This window comes from Lactobacillus juensis (genome assembly GCF_036246285.1).
Taxonomy (GTDB): Bacteria; Bacillota; Bacilli; order Lactobacillales; family Lactobacillaceae; genus Lactobacillus; species Lactobacillus juensis.
The window spans coordinates 693,126-717,020 of record NZ_BTTS01000001.1 but is presented as its reverse complement, the minus strand read 5'-3'; the positions used below and the strand labels follow the sequence as shown (position 1 = coordinate 717,020).

General features: G+C 36.6%; 21 protein-coding genes and 1 pseudogene. 18 read left to right on the top strand and 4 right to left on the bottom strand.

Annotation, left to right across the window (positions count from 1 at the left end; all coding sequences use genetic code 11):
* The first annotated feature begins 1 nt into the window (after position 1).
* The 12 genes from AAA926_RS03390 (at position 2) to whiA (ending at position 14,505) form a co-directional block, all read left to right on the top strand.
* Positions 2-277, top strand: coding sequence for a hypothetical protein (locus AAA926_RS03390; protein WP_109586077.1), 276 nt, complete (start codon positions 2-4; stop codon positions 275-277).
* A gap of 17 nt (positions 278-294) precedes the next feature.
* The gene (hprK, locus tag AAA926_RS03385) at positions 295-1,257 is read left to right on the top strand and encodes an HPr(Ser) kinase/phosphatase (RefSeq protein ID WP_198180832.1); all 963 of its coding nucleotides are present in this window, start codon (positions 295-297) and stop codon (positions 1,255-1,257) included.
* A complete protein-coding gene (gene lgt / locus AAA926_RS03380; protein ID WP_198180831.1) occupies positions 1,254-2,090 on the top strand; it encodes a prolipoprotein diacylglyceryl transferase in 837 nt (278 codons plus the stop codon). The genes hprK and lgt overlap by 4 nt, the downstream gene beginning before the upstream one ends.
* A gap of 30 nt (positions 2,091-2,120) precedes the next feature.
* A complete protein-coding gene (locus AAA926_RS03375; RefSeq protein WP_198180830.1) occupies positions 2,121-3,140 on the top strand; it encodes an NAD(P)H-dependent glycerol-3-phosphate dehydrogenase in 1,020 nt (339 codons plus the stop codon).
* A 57-nt stretch (positions 3,141-3,197) separates the two neighbouring features.
* Entirely contained in the window at positions 3,198-4,127 is a 930-nt protein-coding gene (gene trxB, locus AAA926_RS03370) for a thioredoxin-disulfide reductase (RefSeq protein ID WP_338211866.1), read from the top strand.
* Between the two features lie 133 nt (positions 4,128-4,260).
* A complete protein-coding gene (locus AAA926_RS03365) occupies positions 4,261-5,985 on the top strand; it encodes a phospho-sugar mutase (RefSeq protein WP_338211926.1) in 1,725 nt (574 codons plus the stop codon).
* A 100-nt stretch (positions 5,986-6,085) separates the two neighbouring features.
* Positions 6,086-8,128, top strand: coding sequence for an excinuclease ABC subunit UvrB (uvrB, locus tag AAA926_RS03360; RefSeq protein WP_338206622.1), 2,043 nt, complete (start codon positions 6,086-6,088; stop codon positions 8,126-8,128).
* Positions 8,118-10,970 (top strand): excinuclease ABC subunit UvrA, encoded by a 2,853-nt coding sequence (gene uvrA, locus AAA926_RS03355; RefSeq protein WP_338211865.1) that lies wholly within the window; start codon positions 8,118-8,120, stop codon positions 10,968-10,970. Before uvrB ends, uvrA begins: the two co-directional genes overlap by 11 nt.
* Before the next feature lie 50 nt (positions 10,971-11,020).
* Positions 11,021-11,563, top strand: a complete 543-nt coding sequence (locus AAA926_RS03350) for an HdeD family acid-resistance protein (RefSeq protein ID WP_198180825.1) — start codon at positions 11,021-11,023, stop codon at positions 11,561-11,563.
* 91 nt (positions 11,564-11,654) lie between these two features.
* Positions 11,655-12,533 (top strand): RNase adapter RapZ, encoded by an 879-nt coding sequence (rapZ, locus tag AAA926_RS03345; RefSeq protein WP_198180824.1) that lies wholly within the window; start codon positions 11,655-11,657, stop codon positions 12,531-12,533.
* 4 nt (positions 12,534-12,537) lie between these two features.
* The gene (gene mgfK, locus AAA926_RS03340) at positions 12,538-13,563 is read left to right on the top strand and encodes a gluconeogenesis morphogenetic factor MgfK (RefSeq protein WP_265892762.1); all 1,026 of its coding nucleotides are present in this window, start codon (positions 12,538-12,540) and stop codon (positions 13,561-13,563) included.
* 6 nt (positions 13,564-13,569) lie between these two features.
* Positions 13,570-14,505, top strand: coding sequence for a DNA-binding protein WhiA (gene whiA, locus AAA926_RS03335; RefSeq protein ID WP_338206619.1), 936 nt, complete (start codon positions 13,570-13,572; stop codon positions 14,503-14,505).
* 32 nt (positions 14,506-14,537) lie between these two features.
* On the opposite strand, the gene AAA926_RS03330 is transcribed toward whiA, so the two are convergent.
* The gene (locus tag AAA926_RS03330) at positions 14,538-15,320 is read right to left on the bottom strand and encodes a DeoR/GlpR family DNA-binding transcription regulator (protein ID WP_265892760.1); all 783 of its coding nucleotides are present in this window, start codon (positions 15,318-15,320) and stop codon (positions 14,538-14,540) included.
* Between the two features lie 336 nt (positions 15,321-15,656).
* Here AAA926_RS03330 and AAA926_RS03325 point away from each other — a divergent pair, with 336 nt between their 5' ends.
* The 5 genes and pseudogenes from AAA926_RS03325 to AAA926_RS03305 all read left to right on the top strand — a co-directional run bounded on the left by AAA926_RS03325 (position 15,657) and on the right by AAA926_RS03305 (position 19,035).
* The gene (locus AAA926_RS03325; protein WP_265892759.1) at positions 15,657-16,124 is read left to right on the top strand and encodes a PTS sugar transporter subunit IIA; all 468 of its coding nucleotides are present in this window, start codon (positions 15,657-15,659) and stop codon (positions 16,122-16,124) included.
* 11 nt (positions 16,125-16,135) lie between these two features.
* On the top strand, positions 16,136-16,453 hold the full coding sequence (locus tag AAA926_RS03320; protein WP_109586088.1) for a PTS sugar transporter subunit IIB: 318 nt from the start codon (positions 16,136-16,138) through the stop codon (positions 16,451-16,453).
* A gap of 18 nt (positions 16,454-16,471) precedes the next feature.
* Positions 16,472-17,813: pseudogene (locus AAA926_RS03315) on the top strand (PTS galactitol transporter subunit IIC); the annotation flags it as partial.
* A 217-nt stretch (positions 17,814-18,030) separates the two neighbouring features.
* The gene (locus AAA926_RS03310; protein ID WP_265892757.1) at positions 18,031-18,291 is read left to right on the top strand and encodes a hypothetical protein; all 261 of its coding nucleotides are present in this window, start codon (positions 18,031-18,033) and stop codon (positions 18,289-18,291) included.
* Positions 18,292-19,035, top strand: a complete 744-nt coding sequence (locus AAA926_RS03305) for a class II aldolase/adducin family protein (RefSeq protein ID WP_338206615.1) — start codon at positions 18,292-18,294, stop codon at positions 19,033-19,035.
* A gap of 107 nt (positions 19,036-19,142) precedes the next feature.
* Here the strand turns inward: AAA926_RS03305 and clpP are convergent, their stop codons facing one another.
* A complete protein-coding gene (clpP, locus tag AAA926_RS03300) occupies positions 19,143-19,727 on the bottom strand; it encodes an ATP-dependent Clp endopeptidase proteolytic subunit ClpP (RefSeq protein WP_034977497.1) in 585 nt (194 codons plus the stop codon).
* A gap of 160 nt (positions 19,728-19,887) precedes the next feature.
* Between clpP and AAA926_RS03295 the strand changes: the two genes are divergently transcribed.
* Positions 19,888-21,600: an SH3-like domain-containing protein gene (locus AAA926_RS03295; RefSeq protein ID WP_338211863.1), complete on the top strand. Its 1,713-nt coding sequence runs from the start codon at positions 19,888-19,890 to the stop codon at positions 21,598-21,600.
* 161 nt (positions 21,601-21,761) lie between these two features.
* On the opposite strand, the gene AAA926_RS03290 is transcribed toward AAA926_RS03295, so the two are convergent.
* Both AAA926_RS03290 and AAA926_RS03285 read right to left on the bottom strand, forming a co-directional pair.
* Positions 21,762-22,208: a Fur family transcriptional regulator gene (locus tag AAA926_RS03290; RefSeq protein ID WP_338211862.1), complete on the bottom strand. Its 447-nt coding sequence runs from the start codon at positions 22,206-22,208 to the stop codon at positions 21,762-21,764.
* A gap of 87 nt (positions 22,209-22,295) precedes the next feature.
* The gene (locus tag AAA926_RS03285; RefSeq protein ID WP_338211861.1) at positions 22,296-23,732 is read right to left on the bottom strand and encodes an APC family permease; all 1,437 of its coding nucleotides are present in this window, start codon (positions 23,730-23,732) and stop codon (positions 22,296-22,298) included.
* Positions 23,733-23,895: the final 163 nt, after the last annotated feature.

Here is a 23,895-nt window from a genome sequence, read left to right as displayed (position 1 = left end):
GATGAGTTTTTGGGGAATTATTGGTTTAGTTTTACTTGCTGTAGTCATTTTGAGTATTATTTACGCCATGTTTCATGTCTTTATTTTGTTATTGCCCGCAGCTTTAGTTATTATTGGCATTATATGGCTGATTAATCATTTTACTAAAAATGATGAAAATAAGAGCGGAAATTCTGGTCCTGGTCCTTATAACTGGGGAAACTGGAACCAAAATAATGAAGCCAGACCAAAGCGTAAAAAAGTACGTGATGCTAAAACTAAAGATGTCGACAAGTAATAAAGGGGCATTTTAAAATGACAAATGCGGTCAAATTAAAAAATTTAATTCGAGATAATAAAATTGTCCACGTTGTGCAAGGTAAGCAATACATCAAGGATAAAGAGATTGTAGTATCTGATATTTACAGACCAGGATTGGAATTGACAGGGTACTTTGATTTTTATCCGCGTCAGCGTATTCAGTTATTGGGTCGAACAGAAATTTCTTATGCTGCCAGGTTAGATCACGATAGCTTGGTCGATGTTTTTACTAAGCTTTGCACACCTGATACGCCGTGCTTTTTTGTGTCACGTTCTCTGCGTGTACCGCCTGAATTAGTTAAAGCTGCTGATGATGCCCAAATCCCAATCCTTTCTTCACCTGAATCAACCACTTATGTTTCGAGCATATTAACGGAATATTTGCGAGAACGTCTGGCCGTTCGCGATACTATTCATGGTGTTCTGATTGAAGTCAAGGGTATGGGTGTCCTTTTAACTGGTGATTCCGGTGTTGGGAAATCTGAAACTGCCTTGGGTTTGATTCATCGTGGTCATCGTTTAATTGCCGATGATCGGGTCGATGTCTATCAAAAAGATGTTGAAACGGTGATGGGCGAAGCACCGGCCATTTTGAAGCATTTAATGGAAATTCGCGGCATTGGCATAATTGATGTCATGGATTTGTTTGGTGTTGGTGCCGTCAAAAACCGTGAAAGTATTCAACTGGTAATCAAGCTAGTTAATTGGGATAATAAGGCAAATTACGATCGTTTAGGCTTTGAAGAGAGCAAACGTGATATTTGCAATGTTGAAGTGCCACAAATTACTATTCCAGTTAAAGTAGGCCGCAACATGGAAGACATTATTGAAATTGCCACAATGAATTTCCGTGCCAAAAGAAGTGGTTATAACGCCACGAAAACTTTTGATAATAACTTAACGAAGTTAATTAAGAAAAACTCTAAAGAGGATTCAGCAAAGGATAAGAATAAATGACATTGACCATTAATCCTGTAGCATTTAAATTAGGAAACTTAAGTGTCAAATGGTATGGCGTTATCATGGCGGTGGCGATTATTTTAGCCGTATCAATGGCAATTATTGAGGGACGCAAGCGACAAATTGAAAGTGACGACTTCATGGATTTGCTATTATGGGCTGTTCCAATCGGATATATTGGCGCACGTATTTATTATGTTATCTTTGAGTGGGATTATTACTCACAGCATCTCGATCAGATAATTGCTATTTGGAATGGCGGTATCGCTATCTATGGTGGTTTGTTGGCCGGTTTGGCGGTTCTTTTGGTATTTTGTTATAAAAGAATGCTACCCCCATTTTTGATGTTGGATGTTATTACCCCAGGTGTAATGGCGGCTCAGATATTGGGACGCTGGGGGAATTTTATTAACCAGGAAGCCCATGGTGAACAAACAACCTTAGCGTTTTTACAAAGCTTGCATTTGCCTAATTTTATCATTAGCCAAATGAAAATTGGTGGCATCTACTACCAACCTACTTTCTTGTACGAATCTTTTTTTAATTTGATTGGTTTGTTAATAATATTGTTTTTGAGACATAAAAAGCATTTATTCAAACAGGGTGAAATATTCATGCTTTATTTGGCGTGGTATGCTGTGGTGCGCTTTTTTGTGGAAGGGATGCGGACTGACAGCCTTTATTTAATGGGTTCGATACGCGTTTCACAAATGCTTAGTTTAATACTATTTGCTGTGGTCGTAGGGTTATTTATTTATCGCAGAAAAGTAGTTAAACCGAAATGGTATCTTGACGGCAGCGGCTTGAAGTATCCTTATAGTCGAGACTAAATAATTGTTTTAAGTGAAAGAGAGTTAGAAATGACAAAAATTGCAGTTTTAGGAGCAGGTTCATGGGGCACGGTTCTGGGATCGATGCTTGCTGATAAAGGTTATGAAATCGTATTGTATGGTAATAACGCAAAAGTTAATAACGAAGTTAATCAGCATCATACTAATGAACATTACATGAAGAATTGGCAGGTAAATGAGACAGTTACCGCAACGGGTGATTTAAATCAAGCACTAAAAGGTGTAGAAATCGTTCTATTTGTTCTGCCTACTCAGGCTATTCGCAGTGTTGCCCAAAATGTAAGTAAAGTATTACAAAAGACTAATGCTAAGCCACTCATAGTCACAGCTACTAAGGGTATTGAACCGGGATCCAAAAAGCTCATTTCTGAAATTTTGACAGAAGAAATTTATCCTGATGATGAAGACAAAATTGTAGCAATTTCAGGACCGAGTCATGCAGAAAGTGTAGCTCAAAAAGATTTAACTGCAATTTCATGTGCTTCAACAAGCAGGGAAAATGCCCAAAAAGTCCAGCAGTTATTCTCAAATGATTATTTCCGCCTTTATACCAACAGCGACTTGATTGGTGTTGAAGTCGCGGGAGCAGTTAAAAATGTTATTGCCATTGCTGCGGGTATTTTAGTAGGAAAACACTACGGTGATGATGCTAAGGCGGCTTTAATGACGCGTGGTTTAGCTGAAATTACGCGCTTAGGAGTCAATTACTTTGGTGCTGACCCGATGACTTTTAGTGGTCTTTCCGGAATTGGTGATCTGATTGTTACTTGTACATCTGTTAATTCGCGTAATTGGCGCTGTGGTAAGCAACTAGGTGAAGGTAAAAGTCTTGACTACATATTGCAGAATATGGGTCAAGTTGTAGAGGGTGCTACAACGGTAAAAGCTGTGCATGAATTATGTCAGGAAAAACAAATAGATATGCCAATCAGTGAAGCAATTTACCGAGTTTTATACCAAAATTCCAATGTTGATGATGAAATTACCAGGATGATGGGCAGGAGTCCTAAACAAGAAATTAGACTTTAGCAGGCAATTCGTTGTAACATTACTTACGAAAAATAAGAAAGTACTGGGGGTAAAACTATGACGGAAAAATATGATGTGATCATTATAGGAGCAGGACCAGGCGGATTAACTGCTGCTCTTTATGCTTCTCGTGCAAATTTATCAGTTCTAATGCTTGATCGCGGTTTGTATGGCGGGCAAATGAATAATACCGATGCGATTGATAATTATCCTGGTTTCAGTGAAATAAAAGGACCTGAACTAGGTGAAAAAATGTATAATTCAATCATGAAATTTGGTACAAAATTTGAGTATGGCGATGTTCAAACAGTAACTATAGATGGTGACCAAAAAATAGTAAAAACAGATGCTGGTGAATATAGTGCCCCTGCATTAATAATTGCTACAGGAGCTGATCATCGTCATTTAGGAGTACCAGGTGAAGACGAATATTCCGGTAAAGGTGTTTCTTATTGTGCAGTTTGCGATGCAGCCTTTTTTAAGGATGAAGACATTGCTGTTATAGGTGGTGGCGATTCCGCTATTGAAGAAGGAATTTATTTGGCACAAAGTGCTAAATCAGTCACGGTTATTCATCGTCGTGATCAATTAAGGGCTCAGCCGACTTTACAAAAACGTGCTTTCGCAAATTCTAAAATGCACTTTATTTGGAATGGCTTGACCGAGTCTATTGATGGCGATGGTGAAAAAGTTACTGGGGTGACATACAAAGATAAAGAAACAGGAGAGGAAAAGCATTTGCAAACTCGCGGTGTCTTTATCTATGTTGGGGTTATTCCTCAAACAGCACCATTTAAAGACTTAGGCATAACTGACGAAAAGGGCTGGATCCCAACTGATGAACATATGAGAACTAAAGTTGCTGGCATCTTTGCTTTAGGTGATGTACGTGCTAAAGATTTGCGTCAGATTGCTAATGCAGTTGGTGATGGCAGCATTGCTGGTCAAGAAGCTTATAATTATCTCCAAGACTTAAATGATCGTTAAATATAAAGATTAAAAAAAGAATTCATCTTAATTGAATTCTTTTTTATTTTTACGGCTAGCAATAATGATAAATGCTAGAATAGAATCTATGAAACCGAATTTATTGCTAGAAAAAAAGGGGTACTTTACCGAAATGAAAGCTGAAGAAATATTTCTAGAATGGCAAAATGCACGCAACATGCCAAATTACTTGCAAGAACAGTTAGCAAAGCTGAGTCAGGATCCCAAATGGATTGAGGATGCATTTGGCCAGGACATTAACTTTGGTACTGCTGGGATGCGTGGCAGACTTGAGCCCGGGACCAATCGTATTAATTTATACACTGTAGGTAGAGTGACTGAAGGATTGGCCCGACTGATCGATGAAAAAGGTGAAAAAGCTCAAAAAAGGGGCGTGGTGATCTCTTTTGATTCCCGCTACCACTCTCGCGAGTTTGCAGAGCATGCAGCACAAATTTTAGGAGCTCATGATATTCGTGTTTATCTTTTCGATGATTTGAGACCAACTCCTGAGCTTTCATTTGCTGTAAGATATTTGCATTCTTATGCAGGAATTAATATCACTGCTTCTCATAATGCCAAACAGTATAACGGTTACAAGGTTTATGGTGCTGATGGCGCACAAATGGGACCTGAAGATGCAGATCGTGTTTTTGATTATTCTCAAAAAGTAACAGATATTTTTAACGTTGAAGCAGCTCCAATAGTACAGCTGCGTGCACAAAAGACCTTGCAGCTGATTGGTGAAGACATTGATGAAGCTTATTTAGCAGAACTGAAAACAGTAAATGTTAATACTGAACTTATAAAGCAAAATGCCGACAGGCTAACAATTATTTACACTCCTTTGCATGGCACAGGCAAAATACTTTATGAACGGGCTTTTAGGCAAAATGGTTTTACCAATGTAATACCTGTCCCTAGTCAAGCAATTATCGACCCGGAATTTCCCACTACTAAAAAACCAAATCCGGAATACCGTGATGTTTTTGATCCAGGGATTAAGCTGGCAAATGAAAAAAATGCTGATTTAATCATTGCCACTGACCCTGATGCAGATCGTATGGGTGCTTGTGTGCGAACAAAAGATGGTAGCTTTCAAGTTTTAACAGGTAATCAAATTGCCACGCTAATGATTTACTATTTATTGGTTAATTTGAAAAATAATGGTCAACTCAGAAGTGATTATGAATTAATTACTTCAATTGTTTCCAGTAGTATGCCACTTAAAATTGCGGATGACTTTGGTATCAAGACAAAATCTGTTTTGACAGGTTTTAAATTTATTGGCGAAGAAATTGACCGCATGAATAAAATGCATGACGGCAAATTTTTAATGGGCTTTGAAGAAAGTTATGGTTATCTATTTAAGCCATTTGCTCGAGATAAGGATGCTATGCAAGGAGCATTAATGTTTGCTGAAGTAGCCTCTTATTATGCCTCAAGGAATATGACAGTCTTAGATGGTTTGAGTGCAATCTGGCAAAAATATGGCACGTCCTATGAAATTACCAAGGCTATAGAAATGCCAGGAATTGGCGGACAAAAGAAAATGGCTGAATTGATGGCAAACTTGCGTTCTGAAAACTTAAAAAAAATAAATGGAGTGCAGGTCGTTAAAATTCAAGACTTTTTAAAGCAACAGGAATCTAATGAAGATGGCGTTAAACCGATGACGGGCTTACCTAAATCAAACGTATTGAAGTACTTTTTAGCTGATGAAACTTGGCTGGCTTTGCGGCCCTCAGGGACGGAACCTGTAATTAAGGCTTATGTTGGAGTAAATAAACCAGATATCGCGACTGCACATGAAGCTGCTGAAAGTTATCAAAAAGCATTGGCAAAACTGTTAAAATAAAACAAAAAGGATGCGAAAATACGTTCGAGAGTGTAAAATATAATAAGTCAAAATAAGAGTTGGGCTGTTTTGTCCAACTTTTTCTACGAGAGGTTTTTCGATGATTAAACGACAAGAAGAACGTAAATTTGATCTGGTTTCAAAATTTAATCCAGCAGGCGATCAGCAACAAGCTATCGACAAATTAGCTGCTGGTTTTAAAAAAGGCTATAAGGAACAGATTTTAGAAGGTGCTACTGGTACAGGTAAAACTTTCACAATGGCCAATATTATTGCAAAATTAAATAAACCCACTTTAGTTATTTCTCATAATAAGACTTTAGTTGGTCAGCTTTACGGAGAATTTAAAGAGTTTTTCCCTCACAATGCCGTTGACTATTTTGTGTCATACTATGATTATTATCAACCTGAAGCTTACGTGCCGCAATCTGATACTTATATTGAAAAGGACTCGGCAATTAATGATGAAATTGACCAGTTGCGTCACCAAGCTACCAGCGATTTAATGGAACGTAACGATGTCATTGTCGTTGCTTCAGTTTCGTGCATCTATGGCTTAGGTGATCCTAAAGAATATGCTGCAAGTGTGATTACTGTTCATGAAGGTGAAGAATATCACAGGAATACTTTGCTGCGTGATTTGGTCAATATCCAATATGACCGCAATGATATTGACTTTCAACGTGGCCGATTTCGCGTTCGCGGAGATGTTGTAGAAGTTTTTCCTGCGGGCAATTCTAACCACGCTTATCGGATCGAATTTTTCGGTGATGAAATTGACAGAATAGTAGAAGTTGATGCCTTAACAGGTGAAGTAGTTGGTGAAAGAGAGAGTATTTCACTTTTTCCAGCAACGCACTTTATGACCAATGAAGAACAAATGAGACGTGCCCTAAAGGCAATTTCACAAGAAATGAATATTCAAGTGAAAAAGTTTGAGGGCGAGGGCAAGTTGCTGGAAGCTGAACGGATTAAGCAGCGCACTACCTTTGATATGGAAATGATGGGCGAAGTCGGCTATACCAACGGTATTGAAAACTATTCTCGTCATATGGAAGGCCGTAAAGAAGGAGAACCGCCCTATACTTTACTTGACTTCTTCCCCGATGACTTTTTGATTTTAATTGATGAATCCCACGCCACCATGCCGGAAATTAGAGCAATGTATAATGGCGACCGCAATCGTAAAAAGACTTTGATTGATTATGGCTTTCGTTTACCGTCTGCTCTTGACAACAGACCTCTAAAACTGGCTGAATTTGAAAAGCATGTTAACCAAATATTATATGTTTCAGCCACTCCGGGCGACTATGAATTAGAGCGGACTGATCACAAAGTTGAACAAATTATCAGGCCGACTGGACTACTTGATCCTAAAATTGAGGTTAAACCTGTTGAAGGACAGATCGATGATTTGGTTGCTGAAATTAACAAACGCATTGACAAGAACGAACGTGTTTTTGTTACGACATTAACGAAAAAAATGGCTGAGGATCTGACAGATTATTTGAAGGATCTAGGCATTAAAGTACAGTATCTGCATTCAGATGTTAAAACTTTGGAACGGATGCAAATTTTACGTGATTTGCGGACAGGCAAGTATGATGTCCTAATTGGTATTAACTTATTGCGTGAAGGTATTGATGTCCCGGAAGTTTCACTTGTTGCAATTTTAGATGCTGATAAGGAAGGCTTTTTACGTGCCTACAGACCACTAGTGCAAACAATGGGGCGTGCTTCTAGAAACTCTGATGGTGCTGTAATCATGTATGCTGATACAATCACAGATTCGATGCGGGAGGCTATTGATGCCACGCAGAGAAGGCGTAAATTACAGATTAAGTTTAATGAAGAGCACGGTATGAAACCGAAAACGATCGTTAAACCGATCAGAGATGTTATTTCTGCCACTAAGGTTGCTGATGAGGATGCACAAACTGATAGTTTTGCCGATTTGAATTTTGACGAATTAACAGTAAAACAAAAGAGAACCATGATTAAAGACTTGCGTAAGCAAATGCAAGAAGCTGCTAAGAAGCTTGACTTCGAAGGTGCTGCGACCTTGCGGGATGCTATCATGGAATTGGAAAGTTCAACTAGAAGTCCAATTAAGAAAAAAGGAAAAGCTTTAAATGGTAAATGATAAAATTGTTATTCGTGGTGCACGTGAACATAATTTAAAAGACATTAACCTGTCAATTCCTAAAGATAAATTAGTTGTTATTACCGGCCTATCAGGTTCTGGAAAAAGTTCTTTGGCTTTTGATACTTTATATGCTGAAGGGCGCAGAAGATATGTCCAATCGCTATCAAGTTATGCCCGCCAATTTTTAGGACAAATGGATAAGCCTGATGTTGATTCAATTGATGGCTTAAATCCTGCAATTTCGATTGATCAAAAAACGACATCACATAATCCCAGATCAACTGTGGGCACAGTTACTGAGATAAATGATTATCTCAGATTATTGTGGGCTCGAGTTGGGCACCCAGTCTGTCCTAACGATGGTACTTTAATTGAAAGACAGTCGGTTGAACAAATGGTTAATCGCATTTTGGCTTTGCCAGAACGTAGTCGCATTCAAATTTTAGCACCGGTAATTAGAGCTAAAAGAGGAGCACATAAAGAAGTCTTTAAACGTGTCCAAAGGGCTGGTTATGTGCGCGTCATCGTTGATGGCGATATGCATGAGATTGGTGAAAAATTTGATTTAGAAAAAAATAAGCGCCATTCAATTGATATTGTGGTTGACCGTTTGATTGTTAAAGAAGGTATTCGCTCACGCCTTTTTGATTCAGTAGAAGCTGCCTTGCGCTTATCAGATGGTTATATGAATGTTGATGTTATCGGTGGAGAAACAATCAACTTTTCAGAGTACTATGCCTGCCCTAAATGCGGTTTTACTGTAGGAGAAATGGAACCGCGGCTTTTCTCTTTCAATGCACCGTTTGGCGCTTGTCCAGACTGTGATGGCTTGGGCGTTAAGTTATCAGTTGATGAAGATTTGGTTGTTCCAGATAAAAACAAAACTTTGGCTGAAGGTGCAGTCGCACCATGGAAGAATTCGAAGTATTATGGGGAAATGCTTGAACAAGCTTGTGCGGCATTGAAAATTCCTCTAAATAAACCTTTTGGTAAGCTAACCAAAAAGCAAAAAGAGACGATTTTGCATGGCTCGGCCAAGAAAATCAAATTTCATGTCACTGGTGATTTTGGTGTCAATGATACTACTGCACCTTTTGAGGGTGCTATGGAAAACGTCGAAAGGCGCTATTATCATCCGATGTCTAAGTTCATGCGTGATGTTATGGGCAAATACATGACTGAACTTACTTGCTCAACCTGTCATGGCAAAAGGTTAAATCGTAAAGCATTAGCTGTTAAAGTTAATGGCAAGGATATTGCTGAGGCATCAGAATTGGCAATCAGTCATGCTCTCGAATTTTTCAATAATATTAAACTTGATGAGCAGGAATCTGTCATTGCCAAGCCAATATTAAAGGAGGTCCGTGACAGACTCACTTTCTTAAATAGTGTAGGCCTGGATTATCTGACCCTGTCGCGTTCTGCTAATACTTTATCTGGCGGCGAAGCTCAGAGAATTAGGCTTGCGACTCAAATTGGTTCTAATCTTTCAGGTGTAATGTATGTTCTAGATGAGCCATCAATTGGTTTGCATCAACGTGATAATGACAGGTTAATTGCTGCATTGAAGCGCATGCGTGATTTGGGAAACTCACTTATCGTTGTCGAACATGATGACGAAACTATGAGGCAAGCAGACTATTTGATTGACATGGGACCTGGTGCTGGTACTTACGGTGGTGAAGTCATGGCAGCCGGTACGCCAGAAGAGGTTGAACAGAATGAAAAATCCCTGACAGGGCAATATATGGCTGGCAAAAAGTTTGTTCCTGTTCCGTTAAAAAGGCGTAAAGGTAATGGTAAAAAAATTACTGTTACGGGTGCAGCGGAAAATAACCTTAAAAATCTGAAGGTAGAATTTCCATTAGGCAAATTAATTGTGGTTACCGGAGTTTCTGGATCCGGCAAGTCAACTTTAGTTAATATGATTTTAAAGCGGGCTCTAGCGCAAAAATTAAATCGTAACCAAACAAAGCCTGGCAAATACAAATCCATTAGTGGCTATCAAAATATTGAAAAGATTATAGATATTGATCAAAGTCCAATTGGTCGGACCCCTCGTAGTAATCCTGCTACTTATACCAGTGTTTTTGATGACATTAGAGCTTTATTTGCCCAGACAAATGAAGCCAAACTTCGGGGTTATACTAAGGCACGTTTTTCATTTAATGTTAAAGGCGGTCGTTGTGAAGCCTGTCATGGTGATGGCATTATCAAGATTGAAATGAACTTCCTACCAGACGTTTATGTTCCCTGTGAAGTATGTCATGGCAGTCGTTATAATTCTGAAACTTTAGAGGTTACCTACCGCAAGAAAAATATCGCACAAGTGCTGGATATGACTATCAGCGAAGCCTGCAACTTTTTTAAAAATATCCCTAAAATTGCCCGCAAATTGCAAACGATTGTAGATGTTGGCCTAGGCTATGTCAAATTGGGGCAATCTGCGACTACTCTTTCTGGTGGGGAAGCTCAAAGAATGAAGTTGGCTGCTGAACTGCAAAAGTTATCCACGGGAAAGAATTTCTATATTCTCGATGAACCAACAACTGGACTTCATACTGATGACATCAAGCGACTGCTAGAAGTCTTGCAAAGATTGGTTGATCAAGGAAATACCGTTTTGATAATTGAACATAATCTTGATGTGATAAAAAATGCTGACTGGTTAATTGACCTTGGTCCCGAAGGAGGAGAAGGTGGTGGCAAAATAGTTGCTACGGGAACGCCGGAACAGGTGGCACAAGTTAAGGAAAGTTATACTGGTCAGTACTTAAAACCTGTGCTTAAGCGTGACACAGCATTAACTGAAAAGGCTAGTAAAAAAGCAAGTAAATAGTATTAATTTATTGCGATAAAGTGTACAATAAAGCGCAAGGAGGAATAGAAATGGATAATTTTTCTAGTTACAGAGAAAATCGCGGGTTTAATTGGGCAGCATTTATCTCTGGTATTTTAATGGTAATTGCCGGATTGTTCTTGTTGCGTCATCCTGGTAAAGCACTCCATGCCTTTGTATTGCTTTTTGCTATTGTGTCAATTGTTCAGGGATTCGTGTGGCTGGTATTCTACAGTCGTTTTCGGTATTTTATCCCTTCCAGTTGGTTGTCGATTGTTTCAGGGGTGCTTGATATTATTGTCGGAATTTTATTTCTCTATTCCTACGATGCCGCTGGCTTAACAATCGCTTATTTGTTTGCCTTTTGGTTCTTATTTGATTCAATTACCGGGATCATTTTTTCATGGAGTATGAGAAAGATTTCTACCTTTTTCTTTTGGCTCAATTTAATATTAAATATCTTGGGATTACTGATAGCAATTAGTTTGATGTTTAATCCTGCGTTGTCAGCTTTAACATTAATTTGGCTAGTTTCCTTCTGGTTGCTAATCTTTGGTATTAATCAGATAATTGCAGCATTTGTCAACAGATAAATTTAAAAAGTTCATTTGAACTTTTTTTTTGCCAAAAAAAGTAATGAAACACCTGGTATGTTATAATTTTAGTAATAGGAGGTCAGCAAAAATGGCTAAGCATAAAAAGCAGCTACTGATTGTTACAGGCATGAGTGGTGCAGGGAAAACCGTGGCTTCTCATGCTTTAGAGGATATGGGCTATTTTGTGGTTGATAATTTACCTCCATCGCTTTTATCTAGTTTTTGGGACTTAATTGTTAACTCGGATGATTTTACTAAAGTAGCAGTGGTAATTGATTTGCGTGTTAAACGATTTTATAAAGATCTTGATAATGAAATTAATTCCCTGGAAGACAATGGTACTGTCCAAACTAGAATTATTTTTCTAGATGCGGCAGATAATACTTTAGTAGCACGTTATAAAGAAACAAGACGTGTTCCGCCATTGGCCAATAATGGTCGCTTACTTGATGGTATTCAGGAAGAAAGACGAATTTTAACTGGTATTAAGAGTCGGGCAAATGACATAATTGATACTTCTAATTTAAGTCCCAAAGAATTAAAACAAGAATTGGCAAATAGGTTTAGTAAACAGCATAAACAACCCTTTTCAATTGAAGTATTATCTTTTGGTTTTAAATATGGTATGCCGATTGACGCTGATATTGTAATGGATGTTAGATTTTTGCCTAATCCGTTTTATATACCGGAATTGCGCCCTTTTACTGGTCTTGATAAGAGAGTTTTTAATTATGTGATGGAGAAAAAGGAAACGCGCAGCTTTTATCAAAAATTTTTGGACTTATTAAAAGATGCTTTACCAGGCTATATCAAAGAGGGTAAAAGCAAGTTGACTATTGCTATCGGTTGTACAGGTGGACAGCACCGCAGTGTAGCAATTGCAAAGCAATTAGCCAAAGATTTGGCTGAAGATTACACGGTTGACCTAACCCATCGTGAAATTAGTCGTTACACTAGAAATAGGTGATTATATGACATTTGATGAAAAAGCAAATCATACCAGTAAAAGCAGGAGACCTCATGTTGTAGTTATTGGTGGCGGTACAGGTCTACCTGTTGTTTTGAATGCACTAAAAGAGAAAAATGCTGATATTACAGCAATTGTAACAGTATCAGATGACGGTGGGTCTTCTGGTTCAATTCGCAACTTTATTAATGTTGTTCCACCTGGTGATATCCGTAATGTCTTAGTATCGTTAAGTGAAATTTCCCAAGAAGAAAAAGACGTCTTTCAATATCGTTTTGAATCTTCCGATTCCTTTTTCTCTGGTCATGCCATTGGCAATTTAATTATTGCTGCTTTGAATGAAATGCACGGAAATATTTTTGATGCTGTCCAGTCTTTATCTAAAATGATGAAAGTGGACGGACATGTTTTCCCAGCTTCTAATGAACCCTTAACGCTTAACGCTGAGTTTGTTGATGGCTCCATTCAAGCTGGTGAAAAAGAAATTACTGATAAGGATAAAAGAATTAAACGGGTGTGGGTCACTGATACAAACTCCAAGTCGGAACCAGAAGCCGTACTACCTGTTTTAGATGCAATTAAAAATGCTGATGCCGTAGTCTTGGGCCCGGGGAGTTTGTTTACTTCAATTTTGCCTAATCTGATGATTCCTAATTTAGGGGAAGCTGTCAAAAAAACTAAAGCAGAAGTAATATATATTTGCAATATCATGACTCAGCTAGGCGAAACGGATCACTTTTCAGATTGTGATCACGTTAGAGTAATCAATGCCCATCTCGGCGGACATTATATTAATACGACATTGGTCAATGGTGCCAAAATAGATATGTCTAAGTTTAATCCTAAAGATTATGATGCCTACCTTGAGCCTGTTAAAAACGATTTCAAGGGGTTACGTGAGCAGGGCTGTCGCGTGATTACTGATGATTTTATTGACCAACATAGTGGCTTGGTTTTTCATGATGGCATGAAAGTAGCTAAAGAAATCATCAACTTGGCATATGCCGCAATGACTCGCAGAAAGGATTAACAAATAATGGCAAGCTATGCAAGTAATGTGAAAAAAGAATTGACCTCATTGCCAATTCATCCTGAACATGCTAAAGCAGAATTAGCTGCTTTTTTGCGTATGAATGGTGTTTTAAATTTTCACGAGCATCAGTTTAGCCTTGATATTACTACTGAAAACCCTGCAATTGCTAGACGGATATTTTCTTTAATAAAGACCGCATATAAAGTTGAACCACAACTAATAGTTTCACGAAAAATGAAGCTTAAGAAAAATAACCAGTACTTGGTACGATTGCAAAATCACGTTAAAGAGATACTGAATAATTTAGAAATTTTAACGCCTACGTTAAATTTAATTACTAGAATTCCAGACAGAATTATTAAATCACGTGAAGGAGCAATGTCCTACCTTAGGGGTGCGTTTTTAGCTAGCGGTAGTGTGAATAATCCCAACACTAGTAGGTACCATTTAGAGATTTATTCTATTTATCAAGATCATAACGATGATTTACTTAAGATTATGAATGATCGCTTTAATTTGAATGCTAAAAGTACGAAAAGGCGACGGGGTTACATTGTATACCTAAAAGAAGCCGAAAAAATTGGTGACTTTTTACATATTGTTGGGGCATTAAATGCAATGTTGTCTTTTGAAGACCTGCGTATTATGCGTGATATGCGTAATTCTGTCAATCGGCTTGTTAATTGTGATACAGCCAATTTAAAAAAGACGGCAAATGCTGCTGCGAAACAGGTTGAAGACATAGAACTAATTGAGCGCAAAATTGGCTTAGAAAATATTCCTGAAAAATTGCAGGGTTTGGCTAGACTAAGATTAGAGGAACCAGAACTTTCACTCAAAGAAATAGCACAGCAAGTCCCGGACGGTCCGATATCAAAATCAGGAGTCAATCATCGTTTTAAAAAAATTCATGATATAGCAGAAAACATCCAGAAATAAAAAAGAAACTCATCCATGCGGATGGGTTTCTTTTATTGTGTTGAAGTGACGATAAGGTCTATGCCACTATTAGTTATATTTTTAGCAATAGCAATAGATGGGGTTTTATCAGTAATAATGGTCTTTATTTTTTTTGAATTGAAATCCGATAAAAGAATATAATCTTTTTTTCCAAACTTTGTATGGTCAATTAGTAATATTGTCTTCTCTGATTTTGCAATTGCTGCTCTCTTCATGTATGTTTGGCTTTCGTCGGCCATATATATCCCATTTTCATCAATTGAACTACAAGAGATGAAATTTAAATTTGGTCGATAATTATTGTTAAGATCATAGATTGCTTTTGGACCTAGTATTGAATTAGAGCGATTAGAAATTTGTCCTCCCAATACAGAGATGTCAATATTCTTTAATTGTGTAACTTCATCGACAATATTTATATTATTTGTAATAATATGCAGATTTTCTTTTCCAGCAAAATACTTGGGCAAAAAAGTTAAGGTTGAAGACCCATCCAAAAATATAGCAGCTCCATTAGTAATCAAATCTGCTGCATATTTACAAAGCTTATTCTTAACTGCCACATTTTCACTTCTTCGAGTTGCATAAGCAATTTCTACGTTGGAATTTTCAAGCAAACTGACATAACCGTGTGTTCGACTAATTGTATTTGTCGCTTGGAGACTTATTAGATCTCTTCTTAAGGTTGAAATACTTATTCCTAATTTTTTTTGCAATTCTTTTGTACTTATTCTTTTATTTTTAGCTAAAATTTCGATTATTTGCTGTAACCGATCTGCTTTTGAAACATTCAACTTTGCTCCTCCTGTTTACCCAATAATTCAAATATCATATTATCAAAAGAAAATGAATATGAAGATAATAAAGATTTTTATAGTTTTAGATTTGAACAAAATGGCTGATAAATTATATATATCTTAACAGCTTTAATTATAACGTTTACAAGGCTTGAGCACGTAGAAATATATTTTACATATTTTTTATTCTGAGTTCATAAATTTGAACATTTGTGAACAAATAATATATTTTTTTACATAAAAAACTTGAAATGTGCATGAAAGCGTTTTATAATCATACTTGTAATTTGAAAGTTCAAAAATGTTCGAACAATTGAACAAAAGGAGGATTTAATGAGTAGTTATTCCGATTTATTTGACCGTAATCTCGTATTCTGGGACCTAAATGCAAGCAATTGCACTGAATTATATCAGAAAATTGCCAAAGAGCTTGAAAAATTCAATGTAGTTGAATCAAGTTATTTTAAAGCTTTAACAGAAAGAGAAAAAGAATTTCCTACTGGTTTAAACACCCAGTATTTACCTATTGCCTTACCACATGCTAATCCTGAAAATGTCAAAAAGGCGTTTATCGCTGTTGTGAAAACGGCAGGACAAATCAAGATGAAGCAAATGGGAACTAATGAGGATATGGAAACAAATTATTTTTTCTTTTTAGGAATTGTTAAAGAAAAACAAGATTTACAAGTCAAGTTATTACAAAGATTTATGCAGCTGATGAATGACGAAAGTTTCGTTAAATCATTTAAAAAGCTGTCTAAGCCAGAAGAAGTTTATGAATTTTTAGTAAATAGATTTTAAAGGAGTTTATTATGTTAAAAATTGTTGTTGCATGCGGTAGTGGTATTGCTACCAGTGAAACAGTTGTAGGTACTGTAAAGTCTTTTTTGGAGGACCACTCAGTAAAAGGAGTAGAGGTTGAAGCAACAGATTTTAAACAACTAGCCAGTGTTTTGCCAAATTATGATATTTATGTTTGGTTAGCAAAACCCACACCGGAGATTCATGACATTTGCAAAAAAGAGGGGATTCCGGAAGTGAACGGAGTTGATATTTTGACAGGGTCGAAAGGTGACAAAACTTATCTAGAATTGGTCAATGCCATGATGTCATTAAAAAGTAAGGCATAATGAAAGGAGATGAGTTAAATGGAGATATTAAAAAACGTAGTCAATTATGTTCTTAACTTAGGAGCAGCGGTCTTTGTACCATTGATTATGTTCATCATCTCTATCATAGCAAGATTAAAATTGAGCAAAGCGGTTAAAGCTTCACTTACACTAGGTGTTGCTTTTAGCGGAATGACTTTAGTTGTTAACTACATGACTGATTCAATATCACCAGCTGCTAAGGCAATGTCTAAGATGTTGCACTTAAGCTTGAATGCTATTGACCAAGGGTGGCCAGGTGTAGCTGCAATCACATGGTCATACAAAGCAGCTTTTTTGTTCTTTCCGTTCTTGCTACTAATTAATTTTGTCATGCTGACATTTAATTGGACAAAAACTTTGAATGTAGATATGTGGAATGTTTGGAACAAAATTTTCACTTATGTAGTTGTTTTATACTTCACGCATAATGCATTTTATGGCTTTATTGTTGCCGGCATTCAAATAGTTTTAGAACTAAAAGCAGGAGACATGTGGCAACGCCACATTCAGGATTTGACGGGAATTCCAGGAGTTACTGTTCCTCATTTTGTTACATTGTTTGCAGTGGTATTAATGCCACTAAATAAACTTTTAGACTTTATTCCAATAATGAATAAGCCAGCCGATGCTAACGCAATTCAAAAGAAGATAGGTATTTTCGCCGATAACTCAGTGATGGGTGCGATTATTGGTTTATTACTAGGTTTTGGAGCAGGCTATTCTGTTTCAGGTTCTTTGAAACTTGCCATTGAAGCCGCAGCAGCCATGACAATGTTTCCAATGATTTCAAAATTATTCATGGAAGCCTTAAATCCGATTGCTAATGCTATGAACGAAATGATGAAGAAGCACTTCAAAGGTCGCCAAGTATTCATTGGATTAGATTGGCCAATTCTTGCAGGAAGAAATGAATTATGGGTTACAGTAATCATTTTAGTACCAGTTATGTTAATTATGGCGATGGTTTTACCTGGTAACACAGTTTTACCGTTTGCCGGAATAATAAATCTGTCATTTGTGGTCGCAGCCTTGCTTTTAACAGGAGCCAACCTGTGGAGAATGCTGACATTAGGTATCATTACAACCCCAATTTTCCTTTACGGAGCAACTTATTTTGCTCCAGTTATTACCAATTTGGCTAAATCGACGGGAGCAGTTCATGTTAATCCTGGTCAGCAGCTGTCTTGGTCAACTTTTGAAGGACCAGATTTTAGATTGTTTTTTGCCCAAGCCTTTAATGGCAAGTGGTGGGCAATAGCTGCAGCTTTAGTATGGTTATTAATTTTTGTTTGGCTTTATAAAGATCAAAATAAAATTGCCTTGCCAAGCAAGCGTTATGCCCTAAATAATGGTCAGGTTAACAATGAAGAAAGTACTCAAGATGATCTTGAGGTTAATGAAGAAGATAAATCATGGAGTATTTCTAGTATAGACGGCATTGATTTTGCTAATGTGCATAAAAAGATTTCGAGTCCTGCAACAAAAGGCAACTTCACAATCAACGATATTAATGACGTAGATTTTACGAACTTTAACAAGTAAAACGGAGTAATCAAATGAAAGATAAAACTCCAAAAACGAAAAAACTAACCAAAATATGGTGGTCGTTTGCTTTATTCATTAACATCATTTTAACGATTCAAGCAATTTTGACCCAAAATATTATGGGTTGTATCAGCGTAACCTTGTTTAGTCTTTTTATAGCTAAATATGGTGATCCAGTAATTTTTGAAAATTATAATCGCCAAAAAGAAATTAAGTATCAGGCTGCCTATAAAAAACGCAAAGAATATGAAGTAAAGAAAAGAGATAATTAGATGATAGAGAATTACAATATAACTAAGGAAAGACTTCCTTTTGAAAATGAACGTAAAGATATTGCTGAAGTAGCACGTGAAATGTTTAATCGGAAGATGACAAATATCGCTGGTGGAAATATTTCCGTAAAAATTACTCCAGATGAAACTTTCTCTTATGATAACCAGACTTATTATGCTAACCACGATTACTTACTAATGACTCCTACTTTTATGTCAGAAGCGTGGTTTTCAAAACTAAATGCTTCTCAAATTTTAGTCATTGATTTGGAAACAGGCAAAAAAATGGCTGGTGAAGGCCGATTAACCCGTGAAATCAACATGCATATAGGAGCTTATAAAGCAAATAAGGATATTAGAGTAGTTTACCATTCTCATGCTCCGAAAAGCATGTTTTGGGCAACACTGGGTCAGGATATGCCTAATTTAACAGAGATTACCTCTTTTAATGTTCCTCTTGGTAAAATTAAATGTTTACCATACCGAGTAGCCTGCAGTAAAGAACTTGCAGATTTAGTGCATGATGAACTGGTAAAGCTTGGTGATAATGCAAAAGAAAATATTTTTCTATTAAACAGCCACGGGGTTTTAATTACTGAAACAGATTTGCATGCTGCAGCACAAGTTTTAGAAACAGTTGAGTGGAATGCAGAGATTGCATATAAACAGGCGATCTTTAAGAAATTAGGAATTATAGATCAATATCAATCACGTGGCCAAAGTACTGATGGTATGGTAAGTTGAAATTCTAGGATAAAAGTAAATATCTATTCAAGCAAAAAGGAAGTCAGATTGAAGTGACTTCCTTTTTTACTCTTAAAGAGCATCAATTTTTTGGTTGATGATAAGTTTTATTTCTTTTGGTTAACCATGATTTCATCAATTAAACCATAGTCTTTAGCCTGCTGAGCGGTCATGTAGTTATCGCGCTCAGTATCCTTTTGAATCTTTTCTAAAGGTTGACCAGTAGTTTCATGTAAAATCCGGTTAATCTTTTCACGGCTCTTTAGAATCTCATTGGCTGCAATTTGAATATCAGTTTGCTGACCTTGAGCACCACCTAAAGGTTGGTGAATTAGAACCGTTGAATTAGGTAATGCGAAACGTTTACCTTTTGCACCGCTAGTAAGTAAAATGGAAGCCATAGAGGCTGCCATACCAATAGCGATGGTTGAAACATCTGATTTAATAAAGTTCATGGTATCCATGATTGCCAAACCAGAAGTAATTACACCACCTGGTGAGTTAATGTAAAGTGAAATATCCTTGGTGTTGTCTTGAGCATCAAGAAATAGTAATTGTGCAATAATTGAATTTGCCATATCATCGTTGATTTCACCACTTAGCATGATGATTCTGTCTTTCAATAAACGTGAATATATGTCATATGCGCGTTCGCCACGTGCAGTTTGTTCAATAACTGTAGGTACAAGCATTTTTCTACCTCCTAAATATAATTAGCACTCTATCAAGTACAGTGCTAATTAAATCACTTACATTACTTGCTGTCAATGAAAGTGTATTAAAATTGTATTCTTTTTAATAAGGTTTTTATTATATAATTTAGATGTAAACTTAAATATTGGAGGATATATTTTGAAGCTTTATAAGAAAACAATAACCTATTTACTGACTCTAGTTGCCGGACTATTGATCTATACCGGTTTTTCAACTACATCAGTTGCGGCAGATTCCAGTAGCACTCAGCCGCCAGTTCAAGATGATAGTAATAAATCATCGAATAGCTCAACTGATGCAAATTCTGATAATACTGATGCCAATAAGTCTGGTCAAACTGATCAAAACGGCACAGATGATCAGGATAATACTAAACCTAAGCCAAAGCCAAAACAGGTTGTTACTGGTTTTGCTATGATGACAAAAGTTGCCGGTAATAAAAACTATAAGGTTTGGAAAGAAGTTAAAGACGGCAAAGTTAATACCAAAGTAGCCGACGGTATTAATTTTCAATATAGTCATATTCAGTCGGATCAACTGATCGAAACCAAGAAATATCGCTATTGGCGTATTTATGTCAATGGTCGTGAAGTAGGTTATGTAAATGAAAATTACTTTGACAGAAACAGAATCGCCGTTCCTAAGACTGTTACTTTGGTTCGCAATGAGTTTTATGACTTTTCAACAAAAGATGCAATTTCATATGTTACAAATAGTATGGGAACCGTAATTGACAATAGTCAGGTAATTGTTTCTAAAGATAGTATAAATTGTGGTACTCCTAAAACATATAAAGTAAAATATACATATGGAGACGCAACTGCCACCGTTAAAGTAACGGTTAGAAAGAGCACTAAAGAAGGGATTGTTAATGCTGATACTTTTAATTCCTTCCCAGCTCAACCAGGCACAAATGATTATCAAGCTTGGAAAACTCATTATGGTTCATCCTTAAACTATGTTAGTCCCACAGAGTATAGTCCTGAAGATAGTAAACATACTTTAACCAGCGGTAATTTGACACTGAAAACTAAGTTTTATCAACCAGTTTTATTAAGTGTTGCAGATCCAACAGATGATAATATTAATCGTGTCGGCCATATCCCAGAAGGAGTAACCGTTTCTGATGGTTGGGCCTATACTAGTCTTTTGAGTCATACCGATGTGATGTCTGGGCATATTGTAGGTTACGATTTGAACAAATTAACTAGTCCATATAATGCACAGCACCTACTTGATATGACCCAAAAGAAGTTTAACAATTACGTTAAACATATCAAAGTTAGTCCATATATTCCAATCGGCCACGGCCAAGCTATGGGCTCAAGTGACAAATACATTTATGTTTTAAACAACGACAATACTTTAAAAGACACAAATGATTCTGAAGAATTAATTCAAATACGTAAAAGCGACTTGCAGATTAATAAAATTTGGACAATCAAAACGTGGATTGATGACGGCACGACTAACCGCTATTTCCATAATGGCGTGATGATTTCTGATTATGATATGTACACCGTTTATCATGATACTGAAAATAATTGTTATGAATACTGGGAATTTACTCGTACCGGTGATAACTGGTATCCAAAATTAGTAGGAAAAACTGATGGCAACTTCGTTAATAACAATTCACCTGTCCAGGGTTTTACTTATGATCCCAAGCATAAAAACTTTTATTTAGCCTTTAATGATTTGATTTTTAAAATCGGCCGTAATGGTAAAATAAAGGATACTTACTCATTTGATACTGGTCGAGAAATCGAGGGTATCACAGTTAGCGATAATAAGCTATATGTAAATCTAGCTCAAAGAGCTGAATTACTCGTAAGTATGAATATTAATTAGACAAAATAATTTGAATAAGAGCTGAAAAGCTCTTATTTTTTTGCTTATTTACTAATAAATTAATATGTAATTCAGGCTCCAAAAAGCAAGCGTATTTAACCCTAAGATACCTCAATAGAGAAGGTGACCCGACTAATTCCAGGCATAAATAAAAAAGAGCCTCAGCTCTTTTTTTCTTTCTTTTGGCAGTCTGGACAGATACCGTATATTTCAACATGACTAGAAGATGTAATAAAATCAGTTTGCTTTTCTGCTTCTGTTCTCATGCGGTTTTCAATTGTATCGAATTCAGGATAATAGACGTCAGCAATTTTGCCACACTTTTTACAGATAATATGGAAGTGGGGTTTGACAAAGTAATCGTAGTGTAGAGAATCATCACCATTTTTTATTTCAATTACAATTCCGGTATCAACTAATTTGTTTAGAGTATTGTAAACCGTAGCACGATAAGTAGGCTCATCACCACTAATTGCTGAAAAAATTGTAGCTGCAGTAGGATGATTATGATGTGCCATTAAGTATTCTAATATTTTTAAACGGGGCTTAGTTGCTTTTAAGTGATGGTTACGCAATAAGTTTTCAGCATCATCATGAAAATTAGGCAAAGTTCTCATCTCCTTTATTATTTAGTTATAGTTTAGCATTTTTGGTAAAGAAAAAACCGTCTTAAGCAAGGCGATTTTATTTAATTATTATTTTTCTTCTTGATGTCTTCTGATAGTTGGCATAATCAAACCAAGTAACAGTAATACTACAGGGGTAGCGATATTTAGACATAATGTAAATGGATCAGATGAGTACATACCCATTAAACAGCATGCAATAGTAACTGCCAATCCCCAAAGGCCAGCTATATATGCCAGCCATTGATGCTTGGTCATTTGGTAGTTGTCAAAACCCTTGTGGAACTTTTCATGTTGTTTTCGTAAAGCCAAATATGCAATAAAAACCCATAGATAACGCATTGGCATTACAATCGAATTGAGTTTGACTAATTGCGCCATTACTGCTTGTGCATCAGGCATAACGGCTTGAAGTGCTATAATTCCACCCGAAAGTATAACAATCATCCAAATACCATTAATGTAGGCACCATGCTTATTAACTTTTAAGAGCTTTTTAGGAATGAAGTCTTTAGCTTCTTTGCCTCCTAACAGCATTCTAAGAGGAGCATCAATACTTATAACCAATGCGGAAAATTGACCTATCACATTGCACCAGGCATAAATGTAGAGGAATAATCCACCAACTCCGTAATATTCACCTAATTTTTGAAAGGCAATGTAAGGACCGTTTGAAATGTATTCATTCAAATTGCCATTAACGGTCTTTGGATCAAACATTAATGCTAAAGCTATTGTGCCCAAAATAGCTGAAATCATCACCATTCCGGCTAAACCTAACATAGCTTTAGGAAAATTTCTTGATGGATTTTTCAGTTTATTAACATATGGTGAAATCTTCTCCGCTCCACCAACAGCAAATACCAAAATAGAAAGAGAAGTAAAATACTTAATGTTAAAATCTGGCACAAAGTTTTGCCAATTCCAGTTTACAGTATTGAAAGTAGCGTGCGGATTAATCATTGGAGCCGCAAACATCATGATAATAAATAAAATTGACATGATGAACATTGAAGTACCAGCGATTGTTGACAAAGTTTTGATTACTGGAATTCCCCGACTGGCTACCCAGCAAAAGAATAAAAAGACTACTAGTGTAGCTAATTGTGTCCAAGCTGTTGGCAGACTGTCATACCAGTTTGTATTTCCAAAGATACCCCAGGCCATGCCTCTCAAGCCACCTGTACCTTTACTGGAAATGTAAACTACGTGAACGGCCCAAAAGGTCCAGCCAGCATAATAAGCCCATTTAGGTCCAATGGTGGCGTTAATCCAAGAAGCTACGCCGCCTTCAGAATCTTTAAAAACAGATCCTAGTTCACCAACCATTAAGGCATAAGGAATAAAGAAAAGCAGGAAAATAACAATCCAGCTGAATATTACCTTTGTACCATCAAAATATATAAATCCGTTAACAACGTTGCCGAAGCTCCATACTATAGAAAAAGCCATAGTAGCAAGCGTTGTCCACATCATCTTTTTAGAATTGTTTGGTGTTTCACCCATGAAACTACTCCCTTATTTTAAGATAACAATTTTATTATTTTAGCTTAAATGGTTTTAAAAATCTAATAAAAAGTAATTTATTTTTATAACGGCGGTAATTATTGATTTATGCCTGAAAAAGTGCAAAACTGTTATTATATTAAAAAGAAGGGGTTGTAAGCTT